Source organism: Mesorhizobium loti CJ3sym (genome assembly GCF_000472785.1).
Taxonomy (GTDB): domain Bacteria; phylum Pseudomonadota; class Alphaproteobacteria; order Rhizobiales; family Rhizobiaceae; genus Mesorhizobium; species Mesorhizobium loti_E.
In genome coordinates this window covers 59598-79027 of the sequence record NZ_AXAL01000002.1, presented here as the reverse complement: position 1 = coordinate 79027, position 19430 = coordinate 59598, and the positions used below count along the sequence as shown (strand labels likewise).

Below are 19430 nucleotides of genomic sequence, written 5' to 3'. Positions count from 1 at the left end.
GGCTGGATAAACGCCACCGCGAGTGCGGCAGCCTGGCGCCGGATATAGCAGTGGCCTGTCAGCAGCCACAAACGCAAAAAAGCCCGCCCCGGCGTGAGCCGAGGCGGGCTTAACTCGATCGAGCCGTCAGGCGCTGATTTTCGACGCCAGGCAAGGCCTGGAGTTACTCCTCCGGGGCTGGCCTGAACTTGCGCACGATCACCTCGAACAAGATGTCCGAGATTGCATCCAGATGGTTGACGGCGACATCGAAATCCTTGGGCAGGACTGACAGCACGATCTTCAGATACTGGTCCGGCTTGTCGGCCCGCACCTCGGCGATGACCCCGGCGCCATGCGCGCGGAAATCGGCCCGCACGGCGGCCAGAAAATCGTCGCCCAGCGTTTTTTTCGCCCGCTTCGCGCGGGGTTTCTGCGCAACCGCCTCGCGGGCGACAGGCTTGCGCCTTGCCGGCCTTGTCTGGCGGCGCGCCGGCCTGGCCTCGGCTTCGTCAGCCATTGTCGCGAGCCGGGGCGTCGACGGCGCCAGCCGCCGCCTTCGGCACCGATCTGGCCGGCTTCTTTGAGCGGGATTTCCTTTTCGCCACCTTGACCCTTTTGACGCGCTTCGGCTTTGCCGAAGCGGCGGGCGCAACGGCGCGTTTTACCGCCTGCACTTTGAGCCGCGCCAACACGAGGACGGCGTGTTCGCCGATACCAGCCTGCGGAAAGCAAAAGCCACCGGCCGCATCCCGCACCATGCCGATCAGCACGCCGGGCCCGACCGGCTCCATCCGGCCCAAGCGTGGCTCGGGTGCGGCGCCCTCGAACTCGCCAATTGCGCTGACAATTTCGCGTCCGTCATCGTCGGTGATAATCGTGGCGTAGCGTTGGCTCATGGGATTCTCGCAAAGGTCGCGTTCTGTGGCGCCAGCGTTCAAGATCGGCAGCCGTAGCTGCGTCACCCAAAGGATCGCCCAAAAACACAAAACCCGCCTCGGCGGCGGGTCATCGGCGCAAATCAGCACCATGGACAAGAAGATAGCATGGCTGCCCTCATCCCGTCAATCACTTTCAGGAAAAAATTCCTATTTCGTCTTTCGCCACGGCTCCAGCGTTTGCCATCAAGGCGCTCCGGTGCCGGCGCGTTGCCTAATGCATCCATTGATGGGAAGCTGCGCCTGAGGATGGAGGAAGCGCCGTGAGCAACGTTACCACGCATTACGGCAGCGACGGCATCGTCGAGCGCATAGTGGCCGCCATCCCCGATGCCAAAATCGACAGCCTGAGTGCCGCGCAACTCTATCCGTTCGATCAGCTTCACGGCCGCGAACTCATCGCAACGCAGGAGCATGCCGCCCGTCTTGCGCCCTCGCCCACCGACCGGATCCTGGATATCGGCAGCGGCATTGGCGGCCCGGCGCGCTTCCTTGCCGCCACCTATGGCTGCGACGTCGACGGGGTCGACCTGACACCGGCCTTTGTCGAGGCGTCCAGCCGACTGACCAAGCTGAGCGGCCTGGCCGACAAGGTTCGTTTCCAAGAAGCCGACGCAACAAAATTGCCGTTTGCCGACAGCACCTTTGACGCCGCGATCTGTTTCTATGTCGGCATGAACATAGCGGACAAGGCCGCCGTCATCGGACAGGCCTTTCGCGTGCTGAAGGCGGCAGGCAAGCTGATCTGGACCGAAGCGGTGCTGGCCGGCGACGAACCTTATTACCCATTGCCCTGGGCGGTCGCGCCGGCGACCAGTCACCTGGTTGATGGCAAAACCCTGAAAACCCTGTTCGTCGACGCCGGCTTCCAGATCGGCGAAATCATCGACGAAACCGGCGAGCATGTCGAACTGGCGCTGAAAAGAGCCAGCGCCGGCATCGTGCCGTCGCCTGCGCAGCTGCAAGCCAATGAAATCGTGCTGGGCGCTGAATTCGTGCAGCGCCGCAAGAACTACATTCGCAGCCTGAGCGATGGCAAGCTGGCTTCGCTCGCCATCATCGCCTCGAAGATGGGCTGACCAGGAAAGCTCGCTTTAAGCAGGGAGAAAAAACAAAAACCCGCCGTGGCGGCGGGTCGTCGGCGCAAATCAGCACCATGGACAAAAACATAGCACAACTGCCCTCACCGGACAACCGGATCGTCGCCGCCTCGCCGCCGAAACCCGCTTTGCCCAGCCGGCTTTTCATCAGTCGCCACCTGTGAAATCATTAGCCAACGCGCATGGAATGATTCCCGTCACGACCTTTTTGGGAGAGGACGATGGACAGACCAGCCATGGCATCCGTGTTCAGGATGCGGCATGCTCCGGCCTCGGTTTCCGGTGTGCGCAGCACCGGCCAGGGCCAGGCCGATCCAGCGATCCGCGTGCACTCGCTCGGCGAAGCGATCCGCTTCGTCGCCAACGCCTATCCCAGCTATGATATCAGCGCCGTCGCCATCGTCTGCGGCGACCCCTCGATCCCGCGCCTCGGCAGCCTGGAGGTGAAGTCGCTGTGGCGCGAATATGGCGAGCGCCTGACGCAGGAATAGGCTATTTCCCCGTCAACCGCCTCCCGACATCTGGACAGAGGATGACCGTCCCCGGCGCCTTCACCATCATCACAATCATGCTGGTCCTGGTCGGCGTGGTGCCGATCTGGCCGTGGTCGCGCGGCTGGGCGTGGCGGCCGGCCGCGATCGTGGCGGCGATCCTGCTGGTGCTGCTGGTCCTGCTGTTCACCAACAAGATCTGAGGCCCTGCTTCGGATCGGAAACGCCGCTGGCGCGTTTGATCAGAGAGCAACCGAGGGAAAGCACCATGAACGTCGCCAATCTGCAACTCGAAGGCCTGCTGATGGCCGTCGCATCGATCAACCATGTCCTGGTCCGTAAGGGCGTGCTGACATCGCAGGAGATCGACATCGCCTTGCGCAAGGCCGAGGCCGGCGAAACCGGCGAGGAGCGGTCCGGCGGCATGTCGGCGTCGAGCCGCGACGCCGTCAATTTCCCGATCCGGCTGCTGGAACTCGCCAACCAGTGCCAGCCGGAGGCGGACATGCCGTCCTTCTCGAAACTGGCGCGCATGGTCGGCCAGATGAAGGAGCCCTACAACGACCAGCTGTAGGGTCGGGACGCAGCTTTCGCGCCTGTGACGCCGGCCTGCCCGCGCGGCGCGTTTTCGCGTCTATCCATTGTCACGCGCCTTCGCCTATAACAGCCGGATGCCAGGGCCATCCTACCTCCCCCGCAACCGCCTGGACGCGCTGGTCGACGGCATCCTCGCCATCACCATGACGCTGCTCGTCTTCGGGCTCAAGCTGCCCGACGACATCCATGGCAATCTGTTCGGCGCGCTTGGCGAGCTCAGGCCGAAGATCGTGTCCTGGGTGGTCTCCTTCCTCATCCTGGCGCTGTGCTGGCAGCGCGATGTCATCGACTTCCGCCAGGTTGGGCATGTCGACGGGCGGCTGTTCCGGCTGGTCGTGCTCTGGCTTCTGGTCACCAGCGTCGTGCCGTTCACCACCACACTGATCGGCGAGCATGACGAACTCGTGCAATCGCACATCGTCTACGCCATCAACATCACAGCCATCCAGCTTGTCGCCGTGCTGCGCGACCTGCACTTGAGGGCCCACCCGGACCTGTTCCTCGACGGCAAGGCCGAAGGCCACGAGGTCGGCTGGCGGCCGGCCCTGATCATCGGCCTGAGCTCACTGGCCAGCGTAGGCGTCGCCTTCTGGCGACCGACCGAGGCGTCGCTTGCCTATCTCTTGATCTGGCCATTGACCCTGCTCGCCAACTGGCTGAGGCCACGCTAGGACAGCCTTGCGGCCTCGCCTCAAGCCCTGCCGGGCCAGCCCAGGTTCACTGCCAGCGCCCTTCCCGGGCCGTGCACCGCCGCGAACAGCAATCCGGCCAGGAAGGTAAAGTGGTCGACGAAGAAGCCGAACTCGTCCTGGTTGGCGGCCCAGTGGCTGGGGCCGTGGAAGGCAAAGGCCAGGAACAGCACATAGGCGGCCGCGACCAGGGCCGCCTGGGTGAAGAAGGCGCCGCTCAGGAAGCACAGCACCAGCGCCACCTCCAGGATCGCCGCGCACCAGGCGAGGAACAGCGGGAAGGGAAAGCCGACGGCGGCGATGTAGCCGGCGGTGGCCTCCATGCCCATGACCTTGAAGGTCACCGCCATCAGGAAGACGGCGGCAAAGATCAGGCGGGCGACGAGAACGGCCGCGGTCTGCCACGGCGATTGAGTAATTTGCGAGGGCATGACTGTCTCCAGGGTTTGCGATGGCTTTCGACCCAAGGACGAGCGACGCCGTGCAGTTCCGACACCGGCTCGGAGATTTTTGTCCGCAAGCGCTGCCGCGCGGGATATCGGCACGGGTCTGGCGCTCGCGGACAGGACGCCGTGCTGGAACTCGACCTTGCCGCGGCCTGCACCGGAGGCTATTGCTCGCCAAGGGTGCTTGATCCGTTTGTGAGGAGAGTTAGCGGATGGCGACGGTCCGATATCTCGTCAGCGATGTCGAGTTGGCGATAGCATTTTACACCAGGCATCTGGATTTCGTGCTGCAGCAGCAGTTCGGTTCGGCGATGGCCATCCTGAAGCGCGACGACCTGACGTTCTGGCTTGCCGGCCCGATGGCGTCGGCGGCGAGACCGATGCCCGATGGCCGCACGCCCGAACCAGGCGGCTGGAACCGCATCGTGCTGGAGGTCCAGGACCTGCCGGCGCTCGCCGCCCGGATGCGCGAGGCCGGCGTGCGGTTCCGCAACGAGATTGTCGACGGCCCGGGCGGACGCCAGATCCTTTGCGAAGACCCGTCCGGCAACGTCGTCGAGCTTTTTGAACCAAGAGCATGATCCCTGCCGAACCGCGGGTTCCGGGTCATGGTCTGGATCGTTGGCGCTGCGCGCTCCTTCCGCGCCAGTGAAATCGGATTATTTCGGTTTGCCGGCTGATGTTATAATGGCGCCCGCTCACAGGGGGAATCGGACATGGCCAAGGCCTTGACCATCGGCGCGCCGCAGCATCCGGCACTGAGCGCCGCCTATGAACAGGACTGCAGGGAGATGCTGATCCCCCATCTCGACGCCCTGCTCGACAAGGTCGAGGCCGCCGGCTGGGATCGCGGCCAGGCCGCCTCGGCGCTCATGTATCTCGCCGCCAGGCGGCTGAAGCCGGCCTGAGGCCACAAACCACCGTCAGTTGCGGCACAATCACCTTTTCTCGAAGCCTGGTGGCCACGAAATCATGAAACTTGTTCGTAACCAAGATCGTGGTATTGTTAGCTGGGGCTAATGCACAGGCATGTCTTGTGCAGTGTTGGGTAGGGTAAAAAATTGGGCGCGAGCGTTAAGTTAGGGGCGAGATCCTATCTCGTCCGGTCATCGGTCCTTGAGTGCGAAGGCTGCGGCGGCACCGGGCAGGTTTTCCAATGCCCGCGCTGGACAAGCTCCAACGGCCTTTGCTGTCCCGCCGGCACGCACCAGCGCGGCTGCCCCGGCGCCAGCGCGCCTTGCGCCGAGTGCGGCGCCACCGACCATCACGGCACCGACGCGGCCCATCCCTCGGCCTGACCAGGCAGCTCTTGGCTTTCCGCCCGGCGGGCCTGCGCGGCCGGCCATGGAACCACCAGCGCCGCTCGCTGTTATGTCTGACCGCGGCATCCTATATACCGGTGTCCGCGCGATCATGCGGCTGACAGAAAGCGAGGCCTGACATGCCCGACGACAAATCCAAGACCAAACAGGACCGCAAGCTGGTTTCGAGCGAGGAGACCTACGAGGTTGCCGCGTTCGCGCGCAAATACGGCATCCCGCAGAGCGAAGCCCAGACCATCATCAAGCGCTACGGCCCCTCGCGCAAGAAGCTCGACAATCACATGGCCGCGCGCGGATAGAAGGCGGCGTCGGCGACCGCCAACCATTTGGTCGGTATGCCGACGAAGCCAGACTGGCGAGAACGGAGGGCCGCGATCATGTCCGACACCATAAGCAGGACCGGCAGCTGCCTGTGCGGCGGCGTGCACTTCGTCGTCACCGGCCAGCCGAAACGGGTCGGGCTGTGCCATTGCAAGGATTGCCGCAAGGCCGGTGGCTCCGCCTACTCAGCCTTTGCCATCTGGCCGCGCGACGCCTTCGAGGCATCGGGCGAAGTCGCCACCTACGGCACGCGCAGCTTCTGCCCGACCTGCGGCGGCCGCGTATCCTGGGTCGATGACACCGAAGTCGAGGTCATGCTTGGCAGCCTCGACGTCGCGCCGACCGACCTTGAGCCCGAATACGAATTGTGGATCAGCCGGCGTGAGACCTGGCTGCACGCCTTGCCCGGCACCGAGCAGTTCGAGCATGATCGGCCCCATGATGGGACAATGAAGGACGACGAACCGCCGGCGCCAAGACCTTTGTCGGACGCCGTCGCGCACGATTGAAAATTCATCTTTTAGGCCCGGAACCCTCCCCTATCGGCCACGTTATCCGGCGGCCCTTCAGTACACCGTTCTCCCGAACAGGCAGCTCGCTCAGGGGCCGACCTCTATCCGTTACGGAGACGACCGTTGAACGACAAGATGTTTCCCCACCCCGTCCGCCTTAAATTCGCCGCCGAGCGCGAGCGCGTCGTGCGCAGCGCCTGGGAAGGTCTGGAATGCCTCGGCGACTGGCCGGCCGGCCAAGGCCGCCAATACCGGGCGGCGCTGCGCTGCTGCCGCGACGCGCTTGATGGCTGGACGCCGCCGAGAAAGGCGATGCGGGCGATGATCGACGCCGCACGCGAAGCACACATCCTCCAATAGCGGGAAAGCGAATGGCCGATTTGATGCTGTCGACGCCAATACGGATCAGACCACACGGCTCGGACACGATCCGGGACGTCGCCACGCTCAGGGATGCCAGCGAAATCTTGATCGATTGGCCGCAGGCAAAGCGTGGTCCCTTCTATCAGGCCGCGCGCGAGCAGATAGAAGCGGCGCTGAATGGCGATGGCGGCGCGGCCCAAGCACAGGAAGCCTTCTCCGCCCTCTGCAATCATGCCGGCGTGTTGGTTCGCTAAGTTTCCAATTGCCATGGACGCCACCTAAAAAAAAGAAGGGCAAGGCGCGTGGCGCCTTGCCCTTCTTTTTTTACGGAGACGGCCGATTATTGGGGCGGCTGCTCGCCATGGACGATCGGGCTTTCGTTTCCGATGCCGAAATTCTTGGGGGCCATCAGCATCAGCACGATGACAATGGCGATCGAGGCGAGAAACGTGGCGGTGCTGGCGATATCTCTCACGGTGCCGTCCTTTCAGAATTCGAAGTCCCGACAGAAACGTCCTCGACAAGCAGAGGTTCCGGCAAATTAATCTCTATTAACTTCTACTGGGCAGGCGGCTGAGCCGGCACTTCACCCGGCTTGATCACCGGCGTCTTGCCCTCGTCGGGCGCCGGCGCGGCCATGCCCTGGTCGCCGGTGGCCGGCGGTTTCAGCACCCCGCCGCAATCGCTGAGCTTGTCGGTCAGATTGCCGCCGCCAGGCTGCTGTTTGCCGCCTTGGTCCGACTGCATCCGGCATTTGTCGGCCTGCTGGGCCGGGCTCTGCTGCGGATCCGTCTGTGCCGCTGCCGGCACTGCCAGGGCCAGCATCAGCGAAGCGATGGCGAGAGGTTTCATCTCGGCCTCCTTTTCTTATACGGCCGCCGGCGGCGGCCTTCCCTTCGCAGGGACAACGCCTGCCTGCCAAAAAGGTTGGCGACCAAAAATCCATCGCATGGATTCTATTCGCGCGGCCGCTTGCCAGACACCGGAGCGGATTTCTTGTCAGACCCTGCCACAACGCCCGTCCCGAGCTGGAGCCGATGCAGCAAGCCGGCCACGACAAGCACGATCAGCGTACCGAGCCCGGCGACCTGCCACAGGCCGAGCCCACAGGCGACACCGATCGCGCCGGCGAGCCACATGCCGGCGCCTGTCGTCAGCCCATGCACCTCGCCCCGCGAAAACATGATCGAGCCGGCCGCCAGGAAGGCAACGCCGGCGGTCACGGCTTCGACCACGCGGATCGGATCGACCTTGACCGAGCCCTGCGCGAACATCGGCGCATGGATGATCTCGATTGTCAGGATGCCGAAAGTGGCGGCGGCCACGCTGACGAGAATATGCGTACGCAGTCCGGCGGGGCGGTTGCGCCATTCGCGCTCGAAGCCGATGACCGCACCATAGAGCGTCGCCAGCAACAATCGCGCGGCGATGACCGGAAACGAGGTGTAGGTGGGATGGCCGAATTCCTCGACGAGCTGTTCCAAGATTTTCCTTTGAGTATGAAAAGCGCATAACGTGAACGGCTTGCGGGAGTTCCGTCCAATAGGAACACCGGGAAACCTCTCGGATTTTTCAACCGAAGACACGGAACCTTGGCAACCGGCCGGAGTTGCGATCCTGAACTTTGAGAAAGGAGCAACTCATGGCTATTGAAGAGAAAGACCTCGACCGCGTCTGGAAGCTGATGGACAAGATTGGCTTCTGCATGCTGGCCACCCGCGAAGGCGAGGACATTCGCTCACGGCCCATGGCCGCGCACAGTGTGCGCGAAGAGAACACCATCTATTTCCTGACCGACGCGGACAGCCACAAGGATGATGAGATCGAGGCTGAACCGAATGTCGCCTTGGCCTTTGCCGATTCCAGTGGCCAGAAATATGTCTCCGTCAGCGGCGTGGCGGAGGTTTCCAATGACCGCGCGAAGATCAAGGAATTGTGGTCGACACCGGCGAAAGCCTGGTTGGACAGCGCCGACGATCCGTCGATCCGCGTGCTCAAGGTGACGGCGAAAGACGCGCAGTTCTGGGATAGCCCAGGCACCGTCGTCAGCTACGTCAAAATGCTGGCAGCCGCAGTCAGCGATATCAGGCCGGACATTGGCGATACCGGTAAAGTGCGGATGTAGCGGAGATCGGCCGGTCCGCCCCCTCATAGGGCACAGAACTCAATCTCATCGAGATGGATCGGGCTCATCGAGATGGATCGGGTTGGCGCCGCGCTTGGCCGTGCCAGCCGCTTCGCCCTTGGGAGCTTTCCTCACGAAACCCCTGGCCGCGCGACGATCGTGGTCAGCGAGGCGTCTCTGCCTCGCCCTCGGACGGGACATCTGGCGGATCGACCCTTTGCGGGCAATCTTCATAGCGGTGTTCGCGGCCGCCGCAGAAGGAACAGCACATGGCTTCGCGGCCCCCGTCTCCGGGCCACCATTGCGGTGTTTCATAGGGTTTCCTGCTGTCCATGCCCAGCAATGCGCGACAAGCGATTTGGTTGCGCGGCCCCGCGCCGCGCCACGCACAAAGCACAGCCTGTCGCGGAACCGGCGGACAGATTGTGAGTTTTGTAGAATCACGCCGGGGAGCAATTCCAGAAAAAGTGAATCGGTTTTTATCCGTAATTGCGCCAAGACAGAGAAACAAGACAGAGAGAAACCGCCATGTCCGCTCGTGTTCGCATCCTGTTGGTGACCCTCGGCACCGTGCTCGCGGCGCCCGGTCTGGCCGAGGCGCGGCCCGACAGCCGCAGCATGAGCTGCGCCGCGATCCAAGCCGCGATACAGAGCCATCGCGCCGTGGTGCTGACCACCGGCCCGAACACCTATGACCGCTATGTCCGGCAGTTCGGCAATGAATGCGACTGGCCGGAAGTGCCGATGTCGGCCTATATCCCGGCACGCGACGGGCACTGCCCGGTTTACCGGTGCGACGAACCAGTCGGCGCCCCCCCGGATTGACGGCATCGGCCCGCGCCAATTTTGCCCGTGCCAATTTTGACCGTGGATCAGGACCACGTTGATCCTGCCGCCCGAACCGGCTAGGGGTGGTGCGCCCTGCCCGCTTCTCCCGCTTCGTCTAATGGTAGGACAGCGCCCTTTGAAGGCGTGAATCGTGGTTCGAGCCCATGAGCGGGAACCAGCCCTTCGGCAGGGCTGACGGATTTCAAGCCTGCCGCATGGCGTCGGCCTTCTCCTGAAACCATTTGAAGGCCCCTGCGTTGACCCACCAAGGCACGGCCAGACACAGGAGACATTTCATGACCGTCAACTGCCGCATATCCATCGACAATCGGCCCGACGCCGCCGACGCTATTTTCCAGGCAGTGCCGCGGATCGGAGAAAGCATTTCGCTGTCGGTCGACAGAAGTCAGCAGGATCTGCGGGTCTCACGCGTGGTGCATGTTCCCGGCGGCACACCGGAAGGTGCCGCCATCATCGTCGAAGTGACGACCAGCATCCTCTAGATCAGATGCCGAAGCCCAACGCGGCGTCGTCCACATCGACGCCGGCTTGCGGCACGATAATCGACGCCAGCGGCGCGTTGAGGCTCCAGCTGAGATGGCCGGGCCGCCGCTCCAGCACGGCGGTGCCACCGAGCGACTGCGGCGCCACCCGTTGCAGGACGACGGTGCCGAACCCCTTTCGCGTGGTCTCGTCGTGCCCGTCGTCAGGACGAGGCGTGGATGTCTCTTTCCAGAGCAGATGGAATTCACGCCCGGCCGAAGCCCCCGAGCCAGAAGCATCTGAACCCGGATCGCCGGAGCCTATCGTCCAGGTGATTTCGACCCGGCCGTCTTCGCTGCCCAGCGCGCCATATTTGGACGAGTTGGTGCCAAGTTCGTGGAAAGCCATGCCGAGGTTCTGCACCGCATTCGACTGCAGCGTCAGCACCGGGCCGGAGAGCAGGATCTGCTCCTCGCGGCCGAATGGCTTCAAATGTTCCTGGATCAGGTCGAACAGGCTGGCGCCCGCCCATTCCGAGGTGACAAGCAGATCGTGCGAACGCGACAGCGCCATGATGCGGGCGCGGATCAGTTCCTCGAACTCGCGCGGATCGCTCGAACGCTTGCTGGTCTCCCTCACCATGGACAGGATGACCGCGAACTGGTTTTTGACGCGGTGGTTGACCTCGCGCATCAAGAGCCTGATGCGGCGCTCGCTCTCCTTGGCGGCGGAAATGTCGCGGGCGATCTTCGAAGCGCCGACGATCTCGCCATGGGCGTTCTTGATCGGCGAAACCGTCAGCGAGACGGAGATCAGCGTGCCGTCCTTGCGCTGTCGGATCGTCTCATAGCTCGCCACCCGCTCGCCGTTGCGGACCCTGCCGATGATCTCGGTCTCCTCGCTCTTGAGGTGATCGGGAATGAGCATGAGGATCGATTGGCCGACTGCCTCCTCGGCGCTGTAGCCGAACATGCGTTCGGCCGCCTGGTTCCAGCTCATGACGATGCTGTTCAAATCCTTGCTGATGATGGCATCGAAAGAGGAATCGACAATTGCAGCGAGCCGCCCACCGGCGAGTGTGTCCAGCCTGTCGCTGCGCTTGCTGTCGGCCATCACCGTCTGGAATTCCGCCATCCCCGCTAGGTAGCGCGCTTGCGGCGCAAGGCAATTGCCCGGGAAAGAATTGCTGCAGGCAAGCCGCCGCTCAGCGAACGCCTCATCAACGTGTCGGTCGTGCCCTCGCCGTCAGGCAGCACGCCGAAATCCTGGGACTTGGCGCCTTGCTCGGCCGTCAGGAATCCGTCCGAGGCGAGGCCGCGCCGCAACAGCTCCCTGACCGCGGCCGAGCGGCTTGGCATGCGCTTGTCGTAGCGCCAGTTTTCCAGAGCCGCCAATTCGTCGGCGGTCAGCATGATCTGCATCGTTCCGGGCGTTCCAGTTCAGCCATGGCGCTTCCTCGCTCAGGACCAAAATGCGTCGAGTTAGTACTTCACTCATTCGTCTTCTAGTTAGAATAACTATCATAGAGCGTAAAGGCAGGCCATTACGTGGTCCACACATCACGCTCATGATGAGGATCGAGCGCCGGCCGCGCATTTGTGTAATTCTACTAACTAATTGTTTTATTTATATATTTAACAGATGTTTACTTGTCGTTGATCGGCATCGGGCGCATGGTGCAGCCTGAACAGAAAACCGTTCCCCCCGGGAGGTTTCTATGCGGTACGAATACTCCGCGCAGCTGCGCGATGACGTCAATTCAGCGGTTCTGGTCGCCTTCAACAAGACCGGCATCGTCAACATTACGGCGGTGGCTGAGCGTGTCCGGATCAGCAATCTGGCCGAGAATGTCGCCCTCGAGGACATTGAATATCTGGTCCTCCAGGCCGCCCAATTGCTTGGCGCGGCAATCGAATTCGACGGTTTGGCTCTGCTTGGAAACGGCGTCGTCGAGGATGACGACAGCGCGATCGCCTCGTTCGATCTTCGTCAGCCGGCCTCGCTGCAATAGACACCCTCGCGCCGCGCCGGCCAGCCGCCGAAGGCATCCGCGCGCGAAGCGGCCCGCAAAGACGGCGCCGGATGCTGTTGGAATCGAGCCGGCGCCCTATATAGTTCCGGAAGCCCAACCGGAGACCAGCAGCCATGACCCTCGCCACACGAAAACTCGGCAGCCAGGGACTGCAAGTCTCGGCCATTGGTCTCGGCTGCATGGGCATGAGCCAGTCCTACGGCCAGGCCGACGAGGCCGAATCCATCGCCACGCTGCACCGCGCCATCGAACTTGGCTGCACCTTCCTCGATACGGCGGAAGTCTACGGCCCGCACACCAATGAGGCCCTGCTCGGCCGGGCGCTGAAGGGCAAGCGCGACAAGGTGACCATCGCCACCAAATTCGGCTTCCGCATCGAAAACGGCAAGCAGGTCGGGGTCGACAGCCGGCCGCAACACATCCGTGAGGTTGTCGAAGCCTCGCTCGGCCGGCTCGCCACCGACCATATCGACCTGCTCTACCAGCACCGCGTCGACCCTGAGGTGCCGATGGAGGATGTCGCCGGCGCGGTCGGCAAACTTGTCGCCGAGGGCAAGGTGCGCTTCTTCGGCCTGTCGGAGGCAGGTGCCGCCAACATCCGCCGGGCGCATGCCGCCTTTCCCGTCTCCGCGGTGCAGAGTGAATATTCGCTGTGGGAGCGCAATCTGGAGCCGCAGATCATCCCGCTGCTCAGTGAACTCGGCATCGGCCTGGTGCCGTTCTCGCCGCTCGGCCGTGGCTTTCTGACCGGCGACGTCAAGCGCGCCGAGGACTATCCCGAGGGCGACTACCGCCGCCACGACCCGCGCTACCAGGGCGAGAATTACGACGCCAATGTCGAGGCGGCCGCCACGGTGCGCGCCATCGCGGCCGCCCGGGGCGTCAAATCAGGCCAGGTCGCCCTGGCCTGGCTGCTCGGCAAAGGCAGCGATTTCGGCATCGATATCGTACCGATCCCCGGCACCAAGCGCAGACAATATCTGGAAGAAAACATCGCCGCCGCCTCGCTGAAACTCGACGCCACCGAAATGGCAGCACTCGACGAGGCGCTCGCGCCAGGAAAAATCGCCGGTCCGCGCTATAACGAGCGCGGCATGGCGATGGTGGATCGATAGGGCGCTCCTGCGCAGACAATCTTTACTGGCGGATGGCTCAAAGCCTACCGGTCTTGCATCGCGTTGCTCGCCAACAGTGACGATCCTTTGCCCGCGTCGAGCACAAAACGCTCGCAACGCTCGCCGTCGGACTCATCGATGAAGCTTACGACATGTTTGAAGCCGAGCTTCGCCAATATCCGCAGCGACGCGAAATTGCGCGCTGCCGCCTCGGCCGTCACCTGTTCAAGCGCCAGAGTCTCAAAGGCGTAGCGAAGGACTTCGCGCGCCGCCTCGCTGCCCAGTCCGTGCCCCCAATGCGCGCGCGCCAGAACAAATCCCAATGCGGCTGCCTTGGCGCCGGTTGCGCCAAAGGACAGGGTTATCGTCCCGATCGCGTTCGATACCCCTACCCGGTCTATCGACCACTGGGTCGCCTTGCCGTCGGCGAACCGTTGACGCGAACGGGCGAGCCATCGCTCGCCAGCGCTTATGTCGTCGGGAACGGGATCGCCGGCAAGGGAGGCCGATTCGACATCCGTGGCGCGCGCAAACCATGCTGGGATATCACGCTCGCTCGGCGCTCGAAGAACGAGCCTTTGTGTCGTGAGCTGGGGAACTGCTTTCATGGGTGCATTTTCGACCTGAGGCGAAGCCAACGTAACGTGTTCAGAAATCTTCGGAATCAATTGGGCCGCTCGGGAGACCTACCGCACCGATGCCAAGATTGACGCCGTGACGGCGCGCGTCACATACGAATTCGAGATGGGACAGCAGACTTCCGAACTGGCCTTCAGTGTGCGTCGGCCCGAGGCACGGATTGCCCTGCCTTGGGCCTGATGGACGAAGCGGAGATCCTCGACGCCGCCGAGATGGCGGCGCTGGACGCGGCGCTCGCGCCAGAAAAAATCGCCAGCCCGGCTATAACGAGCGCGGCATGGCGATGGTCGACCGGTAGCGTTTTCGTATGTCCCGGACATCCGGCCCCCCGCCGGTCAATCAGGAACGTAGGTCAACCTGATCACGTCCCCGCCCATCCGATCATGAGCCACAAGGCGCAGCGGCGGCCGGGGTCCGGCGAAATATGGCTTGCCGCCACCGAGCACGACGGGGTGCAGGTAGATCCGATACTCGTCGATCAGGCCAAGGTCTGTCAGGCTTCGCGCCACGTTCGGGCCGGCAACTTCGACCTCCCCGTCGCGCTCGGCCTTGATCGCACGGATCGCGCTCTCCAGATCACCCTGGACAAGCCGCGCGTTGGGGCCGACCGATTTCAAGGTGCGCGAGACGACCCATTTCGGCTGCTTGCGCCACGCCGCCGCGAAGGCGCGTTCATCTGCCTTCCATTCAGCATGATCATCGTCCCAGTAACGCATGACCTCATACATCTGGCGGCCGTACACACTGCCCGCCAACCCCTGAGCTTCCTTGACGAAGTGGCGAAACAGCTCAGGGCCTGGCGCGAATCCCATATGGTCGACATAGCCGTCCAGCGACTGGTTCATTCCGAACACGAGCCTGGCCATGCTCACTCCCTTTCCTTGCGCGCCGTATCCGAGCGAAATCCGATTGCGTTATGCAATCAGTTGTAAGCCATTTCATTGGATGTTCGCAATCGGTTTTGGCGCGCATAGACGCTCAGAATCCGGAGACCTCCCTGCCCCCAAAATCCGCCCGCAGTTCCTGCTCGATGAAGCTCGCAAACGCCCGCGCCTTCATGCTGGCATTGCGGCCGGTCGGGAACACGATCCAGAGGTCGACCGGCGGGAGCTCCCAGTCCGCGATCACGCGCCGGACCCTCCCGGACGCGAGCTCCGGACTGAACATCCACTCCGACGCAACTGCCAATCCTATTCCCGCGAACACCCCTTCGCGAACCCCTTCGGCCGCATTGCTCCGCATGCGGCCCTTGATCGTCACCGAACTCTCCGATGTGCCTTTCGTGAATAGCCACACCGTGCCACCAGCCCGTTGATCGTAGATAACGGCTTCGTGGTCGACCAGCTCGGCAGGTGTCAGCGGCTCGCCCATCGCCTCGAAATAGCGCGGCGCGCCCACGACGATGCGCCGCCCTCGTCCAATCTTGCGTGAGGTCAGCGAGGAGTCCTGCAGGTCGCCCATGCGCAGCGCTATGTCGATTCCTGCCTCGATCAGATCGACGTTGCCGTCATCGAGGAACATTTCGACTTCGAGCCCGGGATGCAGCGCCATGAACTTCGGCAGTCGGGGCACTATGTGGAGCCTCGCAAACGTCACCGCGCCTGAGATGCGCAACCTGCCGGTCAGCGCGGCCCCGATCCCGCGTGCCTTCAACTCGGCTTCGTCAGCCTCCTCCACCGCACGCTTGGCGTGTTCGTAGAAATTCTCACCCGCCTCCGTTGGCTTGAGACCCAGCGTCGTGCGCAGGAGAAGCTTTACCCCGACGCGTTCCTCGAGCTGCGCGATCATCTTAGAGACCGCCGGCTGACCGACGCGAAGTTGGCGTGACGCAGCCGTGAAGGAACCGGTGTCGACGACGCGAACAAACGCATCCATGGCGACAAGGCGATTCATTCTCATTCCCTCGTGGAATACTTATCTGACGACGCGACAGTTTTCGCTGTCAAGACTTAGCTGCCTCGCTTGGCGGCATTCCGAACAGGAATATGGCCTAGTCCAATCCCTCGCCTACTGCACGCCCGGCCACCCTTCTACCTCTGGCGTTGCAAGCCGCTACCAGCCGTTGGGCGGCACAACCAGAATCGAAGGATTGAAATGAGTAAGAAGCTTGAGGGCAAGATCGCTGTCGTGACCGGCGGCAGCGCGGGTATCGGCTTTGGCATAGCCAAGGCCTTTGCCGCCGATGGCGCGAAAGTGGTCATCACCGGCCGCCGCCAGGAAGAACTCAACAAGGCCGTCGTCGAGATCGGCAATGGCACCATCGGCATCCAGGCCGACGCGTCGAACCTCGCGGACCTAGATCGTGTCTACGACACCGTCAAGGCGCAGCACGGTCGTATCGACGTGCTGGCGCTGAACGCGGGCTTCTACGAATTCATGAAGCTTGGCGAGATCACCGAAGCCCACTACGACAAGACCTACAACACCAACGTGAAGGGACTGTTGTTTGCATTCCAGAAGGCCCTGCCGCTGCTGCCGAAAGGCGCTTCTGTCATCCTGACAGGCTCGATCGCCGGGTTCCGGGGCATCCCGGCGATGTCGGTATACTCCTCGACCAAAGCGGCAATCCGCAGCCTGGTGCGTAGCTGGATCCTCGACACCAAGGGCCTCGGCATCCGGATCAACGTCCTCAACCCCGGCCATACCTCGACACCCGGCTTCAACAACCTGCTGCCTGCAGCGGCGCATCCCGGCGTCATCGAGACGATCCCGCTCAGCCGCCTCTGTACCCCAGAGGACCTTGGCAAGGCGGCTCTCTTCCTGGCATCCGACGAAAGCGCCTACATTAACGGCATCGAACTGGACGTCGACGGGGGCGCGGCGCAGTTCTGATCCCAGAACGCGATAACGGCACGCTCGCCTGTATCCCGGCAACAGTCCGACGACCTGGCGAGCGTTGCCCGCAGGCGTGGTCGCTGTTACGGTCCCGTGTCGGGGTTCGGCACGGCGACGACACACAGCAAGGCAGCATGACCACGCTCGAAAGAACCTTTACGCGGCGCGAGCCGAAGCAGCAACGCTCACGGCAGACCGTCGATGCCGTGCTCGAGGCGGTCCAACTCGTGGTGAAGCGCCACGGGACCCGGGCCATCACCACGAACCGCATCGCGGAGGCCGCCGGCGTCAGCGTCGGGTCGCTGTATCAGTACTTCCCCGACAAGCGCGCAATCTTCACCGCCCTTCATGACCGACATGTCGACGATGTACGGCGGATCATCGGGCAGACGACGGCTGACTGCGCCTCGGCTCCGCTGGAGGAATTCACGCGCGAACTCGTCCGAGGTCTGGTGGATGTGCACGCGGAAGCTGGCGAACTGCACGAGATTGTTTCGTACGCTGTTCCGCAGGGCGCTCTCGGCTTCAAGAACGCGCTGCATCTCACCTTCGGACGGGTGCTGTCACACGCCGACCAGGAGCGATACAGCCTCGACCAGACGGAGCGAATGCTTTTTGTCCTTCCACGCATGGTGGAATCGCTCGTGCACGGAGCAGTCCACCCGGCGCGCGCCCTATCGCGTGATGGCGCCATGAGCGAGACGATCCGTACCGTGCTGGTCTACGTGAATTCTTTTTAGAGCACCTCGGCCTAGCACTACTGAAACGATGCGGCGTTCTCGGCGGCCCACTGGGCGAACGAGATTGGTTCCCGCCCGGTTACTCGTTTTACCCCGTCCGTGACGGTGTCAAGTCGGCCCTCGCGCACCGCGCGCCAGATGTCCACAAGGGCATCGACGTAGGGGCCTCTCCCGGCCCATTCGACGGTGCTGTTGTACGCCTGCCGGTCGGATATTTCCTCGAAGCCGACGGGCTTGCCGATGGCTCTGCCTATCGTGGCCGCCATCTCCCCATACGACAGCGCCTGAGGGCCGGTGATCACCAGTGCCCGGCCGTCGTGGTCGCGCGAGGTCAGCGCAGCCGTGGCGACGGCAGCGATGTCGTCTGGATGGATGAATGCGATCTTGCCTCCACCCGTAGACGAGCGCAGCACACCCTCGTGGCGGATGGAATCCGACCAACCGAGCGCGTTGGACATGAAGCCGGCTGCCTGAATGAACGTGAACGCCACCCCGCTTCCCCGAATGGCATCCTCGCCGCGTGCATGCCACGGACCGGTGCCGATCCCGGTTCGCACGTCCAACGTAGAGAGCTTGACCACGTGGCGGACACCTGCGTGACGGGCAGCGAAGGAGATTGCGCGATCTCGTTTCTCGAGGTCCGATCCATCAGTCAGGAGGAATATGCCGTCGACCCCGGCCAGCGCGGCAGTCAGGGAGGGGCCTGGCTTTTCGAGGTCTCCGGTATGGATATCGACATGGTCACCGAAAAGGGCTCTGGCCCTCTTCGCGCGGCGCACGAAGACCGATGGGCGTGCACCGGAATCAACGAGGCGCTGGGTTACCCGAGAGCCGATGTTTCCCGTCGCGCCGATGACGAGATGTTTCACTTGAGCTTGCTCCAGCCACGGATCACCTCGAGTGCCATTCGCTTCTGGCCCGCCAGAGTGAAATGCAGACCGTCGCCCATGAGCAGGTCGTAGGGAGGCGGGCTCCCCAGCGTTGAGTGGGCGTCGATAACCGCCCCGTCGCCCTCGCGCACGATCCTGGCGACGCGCTCCAGGTCTTCGTTGCGGAACCGAACCCCGAACCTGGCCAGGCCCGGATGCGCCGCCACCTGCGCTTCGTTGACCGCGGGCGGAGTAATCCAAACGCATTTCGCCGTGGTCTCTCCGGAAACGCGCTGGCGCAGCTCGGCAATGTTGCGCGCGGTCTCCTCATGATGGACCAGTGTCTTGGTGGGGTGCGGGCCCTGTGTGCGGGCGTCATTCGTGCCGACGAGGAAGAGGATCCAGTCGGGCCGGGAATTGATGGTATCCGCGACCCGCACGAGACCGTGCGTGGTCGTCTCGCCTGCGACCGCGCTGATGGTCAACGAAATCCCGTCGGTGCGGCGGCGCCTCGCCAGCATTTCCCTCAGGATTACCGCCCAGGATTGGGGCTCGGACGTCAAGCTGTCGCCGAATGCCACGACCTTGGCCCCTTTGCGTAGGGGAAGGCGATCGACCATCGATGCCACGGCCTGGTCGGCAAGCAATGCGCCTGCCGCTTCCGAGGCCTCCTGTTGCATGCGGCCAAGTTCGGTCGCGTAGATCTCAACCGGGAGGCCGAGGAGCCCGGCATGAACTTCCGGGCTAAGGCTGGCGCCTCCAGGCAGAGAGGCCAAGCCTCGCTCGGGCTGGATGACCTTCAAAAGCCAGCGCACTTGCTCGTCCGACATGGTTCACCTCGCAGTTGTATCCGTCTGAAGGAGGCGAAGAATAGTCGCGCCCTGGGAATCTCGCTACTCGCGTTGTCGGTTCATTAAATTATTGAAATTGCTTTTCAATTTGGCATGATCCAGACCCTTCATCAGATTCAGGGGCGCTGGGAAAACACCTCTCACGGTTCGGCGCC

Annotated in this window: 31 protein-coding genes, 1 tRNA gene and 1 pseudogene; 19 read left to right on the top strand and 14 right to left on the bottom strand. The window is 63.1% G+C overall.

Annotated elements, in window-relative coordinates:
* Positions 1–163: 163 nt before the first annotated feature.
* Positions 164–499, bottom strand: a complete 336-nt coding sequence (locus A3A9_RS38320) for a hypothetical protein (protein WP_033838354.1) — start codon at positions 497–499, stop codon at positions 164–166.
* Positions 492–1016, bottom strand: a complete 525-nt coding sequence (locus A3A9_RS0104955; RefSeq protein WP_245278979.1) for a hypothetical protein — start codon at positions 1014–1016, stop codon at positions 492–494. The genes A3A9_RS38320 and A3A9_RS0104955 overlap by 8 nt, the downstream gene beginning before the upstream one ends.
* Positions 1017–1180: 164 nt before the next feature.
* Here A3A9_RS0104955 and A3A9_RS0104950 point away from each other — a divergent pair, with 164 nt between their 5' ends.
* The 5 genes from A3A9_RS0104950 (at position 1181) to A3A9_RS0104930 (ending at position 3776) form a co-directional block, all read left to right on the top strand.
* Positions 1181–1996, top strand: a complete 816-nt coding sequence (locus A3A9_RS0104950; RefSeq protein ID WP_027057774.1) for a class I SAM-dependent methyltransferase — start codon at positions 1181–1183, stop codon at positions 1994–1996.
* A gap of 242 nt (positions 1997–2238) precedes the next feature.
* Positions 2239–2508, top strand: a complete 270-nt coding sequence (locus A3A9_RS0104945) for a hypothetical protein (protein ID WP_027057773.1) — start codon at positions 2239–2241, stop codon at positions 2506–2508.
* Positions 2509–2549: 41 nt separating this feature from the next.
* A complete protein-coding gene (locus A3A9_RS42355) occupies positions 2550–2711 on the top strand; it encodes a DUF3309 family protein (RefSeq protein ID WP_033838353.1) in 162 nt (53 codons plus the stop codon).
* 65 nt (positions 2712–2776) lie between these two features.
* Positions 2777–3082, top strand: a complete 306-nt coding sequence (locus tag A3A9_RS0104935; RefSeq protein WP_027029924.1) for a hypothetical protein — start codon at positions 2777–2779, stop codon at positions 3080–3082.
* 97 nt (positions 3083–3179) lie between these two features.
* Positions 3180–3776, top strand: a complete 597-nt coding sequence (locus A3A9_RS0104930) for a TMEM175 family protein (protein WP_027057772.1) — start codon at positions 3180–3182, stop codon at positions 3774–3776.
* A gap of 20 nt (positions 3777–3796) precedes the next feature.
* On the opposite strand, the gene A3A9_RS0104925 is transcribed toward A3A9_RS0104930, so the two are convergent.
* Complete coding sequence (locus tag A3A9_RS0104925; protein WP_027057771.1) at positions 3797–4225, bottom strand: DoxX family protein; 429 nt, start codon at positions 4223–4225, stop codon at positions 3797–3799.
* 227 nt (positions 4226–4452) lie between these two features.
* Between A3A9_RS0104925 and A3A9_RS0104920 the strand changes: the two genes are divergently transcribed.
* Together A3A9_RS0104920 and A3A9_RS38310 are read left to right on the top strand one after the other, a co-directional pair.
* Positions 4453–4821, top strand: coding sequence for a VOC family protein (locus tag A3A9_RS0104920; RefSeq protein WP_027057770.1), 369 nt, complete (start codon positions 4453–4455; stop codon positions 4819–4821).
* A gap of 135 nt (positions 4822–4956) precedes the next feature.
* A complete protein-coding gene (locus A3A9_RS38310; RefSeq protein ID WP_027029928.1) occupies positions 4957–5148 on the top strand; it encodes a hypothetical protein in 192 nt (63 codons plus the stop codon).
* A gap of 198 nt (positions 5149–5346) precedes the next feature.
* On the opposite strand, the gene A3A9_RS43855 is transcribed toward A3A9_RS38310, so the two are convergent.
* A complete protein-coding gene (locus A3A9_RS43855; protein ID WP_161634478.1) occupies positions 5347–5586 on the bottom strand; it encodes a hypothetical protein in 240 nt (79 codons plus the stop codon).
* A gap of 95 nt (positions 5587–5681) precedes the next feature.
* On the opposite strand from A3A9_RS43855, the gene A3A9_RS0104910 reads away from it, so the two are divergent.
* From A3A9_RS0104910 to A3A9_RS0104890, 4 genes are all read left to right on the top strand, one after another.
* Complete coding sequence (locus tag A3A9_RS0104910; RefSeq protein WP_015317039.1) at positions 5682–5861, top strand: DUF3606 domain-containing protein; 180 nt, start codon at positions 5682–5684, stop codon at positions 5859–5861.
* 78 nt (positions 5862–5939) lie between these two features.
* Complete coding sequence (locus A3A9_RS0104900; RefSeq protein ID WP_027057769.1) at positions 5940–6392, top strand: GFA family protein; 453 nt, start codon at positions 5940–5942, stop codon at positions 6390–6392.
* 126 nt (positions 6393–6518) lie between these two features.
* Positions 6519–6755 (top strand): DUF982 domain-containing protein, encoded by a 237-nt coding sequence (locus A3A9_RS0104895; protein WP_027057768.1) that lies wholly within the window; start codon positions 6519–6521, stop codon positions 6753–6755.
* A gap of 11 nt (positions 6756–6766) precedes the next feature.
* Positions 6767–7012, top strand: coding sequence for a DUF982 domain-containing protein (locus tag A3A9_RS0104890; protein WP_027057767.1), 246 nt, complete (start codon positions 6767–6769; stop codon positions 7010–7012).
* Between the two features lie 86 nt (positions 7013–7098).
* Here A3A9_RS0104890 and A3A9_RS46260 read toward each other — a convergent pair whose 3' ends face one another.
* The 3 genes from A3A9_RS46260 to A3A9_RS0104875 all read right to left on the bottom strand — a co-directional run bounded on the left by A3A9_RS46260 (position 7099) and on the right by A3A9_RS0104875 (position 8242).
* The gene (locus tag A3A9_RS46260; RefSeq protein WP_275451159.1) at positions 7099–7233 is read right to left on the bottom strand and encodes a hypothetical protein; all 135 of its coding nucleotides are present in this window, start codon (positions 7231–7233) and stop codon (positions 7099–7101) included.
* Between the two features lie 83 nt (positions 7234–7316).
* Positions 7317–7610: a hypothetical protein gene (locus A3A9_RS0104880; protein ID WP_027057766.1), complete on the bottom strand. Its 294-nt coding sequence runs from the start codon at positions 7608–7610 to the stop codon at positions 7317–7319.
* A gap of 104 nt (positions 7611–7714) precedes the next feature.
* Positions 7715–8242, bottom strand: a complete 528-nt coding sequence (locus tag A3A9_RS0104875) for an MgtC/SapB family protein (protein ID WP_027057765.1) — start codon at positions 8240–8242, stop codon at positions 7715–7717.
* A 158-nt stretch (positions 8243–8400) separates the two neighbouring features.
* On the opposite strand from A3A9_RS0104875, the gene A3A9_RS0104870 reads away from it, so the two are divergent.
* The 4 genes from A3A9_RS0104870 to A3A9_RS0104845 all read left to right on the top strand — a co-directional run bounded on the left by A3A9_RS0104870 (position 8401) and on the right by A3A9_RS0104845 (position 10214).
* The gene (locus A3A9_RS0104870) at positions 8401–8883 is read left to right on the top strand and encodes a pyridoxamine 5'-phosphate oxidase family protein (RefSeq protein WP_027057764.1); all 483 of its coding nucleotides are present in this window, start codon (positions 8401–8403) and stop codon (positions 8881–8883) included.
* Between the two features lie 528 nt (positions 8884–9411).
* Positions 9412–9708 (top strand): hypothetical protein, encoded by a 297-nt coding sequence (locus A3A9_RS0104860; RefSeq protein WP_027057762.1) that lies wholly within the window; start codon positions 9412–9414, stop codon positions 9706–9708.
* A gap of 107 nt (positions 9709–9815) precedes the next feature.
* Positions 9816–9889, top strand: a tRNA-Gln gene (locus A3A9_RS0104855).
* Between the two features lie 118 nt (positions 9890–10007).
* Positions 10008–10214 carry a hypothetical protein gene (locus tag A3A9_RS0104845; RefSeq protein WP_027057761.1) on the top strand — a complete coding sequence of 69 codons (207 nt, stop codon included), beginning with the start codon at positions 10008–10010 and terminating at the stop codon, positions 10212–10214.
* A gap of 1 nt (position 10215) precedes the next feature.
* On the opposite strand, the gene A3A9_RS0104840 is transcribed toward A3A9_RS0104845, so the two are convergent.
* Positions 10216–11307: a sensor histidine kinase gene (locus A3A9_RS0104840; RefSeq protein WP_033838376.1), complete on the bottom strand. Its 1092-nt coding sequence runs from the start codon at positions 11305–11307 to the stop codon at positions 10216–10218.
* 122 nt (positions 11308–11429) lie between these two features.
* Positions 11430–11641, bottom strand: a pseudogene (locus A3A9_RS43850) (hypothetical protein); the annotation flags it as partial.
* Between the two features lie 270 nt (positions 11642–11911).
* On the opposite strand from A3A9_RS43850, the gene A3A9_RS0104830 reads away from it, so the two are divergent.
* Entirely contained in the window at positions 11912–12205 is a 294-nt protein-coding gene (locus tag A3A9_RS0104830) for a hypothetical protein (protein ID WP_027057759.1), read from the top strand.
* Between the two features lie 134 nt (positions 12206–12339).
* Positions 12340–13341: an aldo/keto reductase gene (locus A3A9_RS0104825; RefSeq protein ID WP_027057758.1), complete on the top strand. Its 1002-nt coding sequence runs from the start codon at positions 12340–12342 to the stop codon at positions 13339–13341.
* Between the two features lie 44 nt (positions 13342–13385).
* On the opposite strand, the gene A3A9_RS0104820 is transcribed toward A3A9_RS0104825, so the two are convergent.
* The 3 genes from A3A9_RS0104820 to A3A9_RS0104810 all read right to left on the bottom strand — a co-directional run bounded on the left by A3A9_RS0104820 (position 13386) and on the right by A3A9_RS0104810 (position 15873).
* On the bottom strand, positions 13386–13949 hold the full coding sequence (locus tag A3A9_RS0104820) for a GNAT family N-acetyltransferase (protein ID WP_027057757.1): 564 nt from the start codon (positions 13947–13949) through the stop codon (positions 13386–13388).
* 366 nt (positions 13950–14315) lie between these two features.
* Positions 14316–14846 carry a dihydrofolate reductase family protein gene (locus tag A3A9_RS0104815; RefSeq protein ID WP_027057756.1) on the bottom strand — a complete coding sequence of 177 codons (531 nt, stop codon included), beginning with the start codon at positions 14844–14846 and terminating at the stop codon, positions 14316–14318.
* Between the two features lie 112 nt (positions 14847–14958).
* Positions 14959–15873 carry a LysR family transcriptional regulator gene (locus tag A3A9_RS0104810; RefSeq protein ID WP_033838350.1) on the bottom strand — a complete coding sequence of 305 codons (915 nt, stop codon included), beginning with the start codon at positions 15871–15873 and terminating at the stop codon, positions 14959–14961.
* Between the two features lie 201 nt (positions 15874–16074).
* Here A3A9_RS0104810 and A3A9_RS0104805 point away from each other — a divergent pair, with 201 nt between their 5' ends.
* Positions 16075–16812, top strand: coding sequence for an SDR family NAD(P)-dependent oxidoreductase (locus tag A3A9_RS0104805; protein ID WP_027057754.1), 738 nt, complete (start codon positions 16075–16077; stop codon positions 16810–16812).
* Between the two features lie 137 nt (positions 16813–16949).
* Positions 16950–17555, top strand: a complete 606-nt coding sequence (locus tag A3A9_RS41710) for a TetR/AcrR family transcriptional regulator (protein ID WP_051370759.1) — start codon at positions 16950–16952, stop codon at positions 17553–17555.
* A 17-nt stretch (positions 17556–17572) separates the two neighbouring features.
* Here A3A9_RS41710 and A3A9_RS0104795 read toward each other — a convergent pair whose 3' ends face one another.
* Positions 17573–18424, bottom strand: a complete 852-nt coding sequence (locus tag A3A9_RS0104795; RefSeq protein ID WP_027057753.1) for an NAD(P)H-binding protein — start codon at positions 18422–18424, stop codon at positions 17573–17575.
* Positions 18421–19254: an SGNH/GDSL hydrolase family protein gene (locus tag A3A9_RS0104790; RefSeq protein WP_027057752.1), complete on the bottom strand. Its 834-nt coding sequence runs from the start codon at positions 19252–19254 to the stop codon at positions 18421–18423. The genes A3A9_RS0104795 and A3A9_RS0104790 overlap by 4 nt, the downstream gene beginning before the upstream one ends.
* Positions 19255–19430 lie beyond the last annotated feature (176 nt).

Excerpts from the sequence above, each read along its gene's own strand:
- A3A9_RS0104890 (WP_027057767.1), top strand. The coding sequence starts at position 6,767 with ATGGCCGATTTGATGCTGTCGACGCCAATACGGATCAGACCACACGGC.
- A3A9_RS42355 (WP_033838353.1), top strand. The coding sequence starts at position 2,550 with ATGACCGTCCCCGGCGCCTTCACCATCATCACAATCATGCTGGTCCTG.
- A3A9_RS0104845 (WP_027057761.1), top strand. The coding sequence starts at position 10,008 with ATGACCGTCAACTGCCGCATATCCATCGACAATCGGCCCGACGCCGCC.
- A3A9_RS0104860 (WP_027057762.1), top strand. The coding sequence starts at position 9,412 with ATGTCCGCTCGTGTTCGCATCCTGTTGGTGACCCTCGGCACCGTGCTC.
- A3A9_RS0104805 (WP_027057754.1), top strand. The coding sequence starts at position 16,075 with ATGAGTAAGAAGCTTGAGGGCAAGATCGCTGTCGTGACCGGCGGCAGC.
- A3A9_RS0104900 (WP_027057769.1), top strand. The coding sequence starts at position 5,940 with ATGTCCGACACCATAAGCAGGACCGGCAGCTGCCTGTGCGGCGGCGTG.
- A3A9_RS0104830 (WP_027057759.1), top strand. The coding sequence starts at position 11,912 with ATGCGGTACGAATACTCCGCGCAGCTGCGCGATGACGTCAATTCAGCG.
- A3A9_RS0104925 (WP_027057771.1), bottom strand. The coding sequence starts at position 4,225 with ATGCCCTCGCAAATTACTCAATCGCCGTGGCAGACCGCGGCCGTTCTC.
- A3A9_RS0104945 (WP_027057773.1), top strand. The coding sequence starts at position 2,239 with ATGGACAGACCAGCCATGGCATCCGTGTTCAGGATGCGGCATGCTCCG.
- A3A9_RS0104815 (WP_027057756.1), bottom strand. The coding sequence starts at position 14,846 with ATGGCCAGGCTCGTGTTCGGAATGAACCAGTCGCTGGACGGCTATGTC.
- A3A9_RS0104880 (WP_027057766.1), bottom strand. The coding sequence starts at position 7,610 with ATGAAACCTCTCGCCATCGCTTCGCTGATGCTGGCCCTGGCAGTGCCG.
- A3A9_RS0104935 (WP_027029924.1), top strand. The coding sequence starts at position 2,777 with ATGAACGTCGCCAATCTGCAACTCGAAGGCCTGCTGATGGCCGTCGCA.
- A3A9_RS0104825 (WP_027057758.1), top strand. The coding sequence starts at position 12,340 with ATGACCCTCGCCACACGAAAACTCGGCAGCCAGGGACTGCAAGTCTCG.
- A3A9_RS0104820 (WP_027057757.1), bottom strand. The coding sequence starts at position 13,949 with ATGAAAGCAGTTCCCCAGCTCACGACACAAAGGCTCGTTCTTCGAGCG.
- A3A9_RS38320 (WP_033838354.1), bottom strand. The coding sequence starts at position 499 with ATGGCTGACGAAGCCGAGGCCAGGCCGGCGCGCCGCCAGACAAGGCCG.
- A3A9_RS43855 (WP_161634478.1), bottom strand. The coding sequence starts at position 5,586 with ATGGCCGGCCGCGCAGGCCCGCCGGGCGGAAAGCCAAGAGCTGCCTGG.
- A3A9_RS0104810 (WP_033838350.1), bottom strand. The coding sequence starts at position 15,873 with ATGAATCGCCTTGTCGCCATGGATGCGTTTGTTCGCGTCGTCGACACC.
- A3A9_RS0104790 (WP_027057752.1), bottom strand. The coding sequence starts at position 19,254 with ATGTCGGACGAGCAAGTGCGCTGGCTTTTGAAGGTCATCCAGCCCGAG.
- A3A9_RS0104920 (WP_027057770.1), top strand. The coding sequence starts at position 4,453 with ATGGCGACGGTCCGATATCTCGTCAGCGATGTCGAGTTGGCGATAGCA.
- A3A9_RS0104870 (WP_027057764.1), top strand. The coding sequence starts at position 8,401 with ATGGCTATTGAAGAGAAAGACCTCGACCGCGTCTGGAAGCTGATGGAC.
- A3A9_RS0104930 (WP_027057772.1), top strand. The coding sequence starts at position 3,180 with ATGCCAGGGCCATCCTACCTCCCCCGCAACCGCCTGGACGCGCTGGTC.
- A3A9_RS41710 (WP_051370759.1), top strand. The coding sequence starts at position 16,950 with ATGACCACGCTCGAAAGAACCTTTACGCGGCGCGAGCCGAAGCAGCAA.
- A3A9_RS0104840 (WP_033838376.1), bottom strand. The coding sequence starts at position 11,307 with ATGGCCGACAGCAAGCGCAGCGACAGGCTGGACACACTCGCCGGTGGG.
- A3A9_RS38310 (WP_027029928.1), top strand. The coding sequence starts at position 4,957 with ATGGCCAAGGCCTTGACCATCGGCGCGCCGCAGCATCCGGCACTGAGC.
- A3A9_RS0104910 (WP_015317039.1), top strand. The coding sequence starts at position 5,682 with ATGCCCGACGACAAATCCAAGACCAAACAGGACCGCAAGCTGGTTTCG.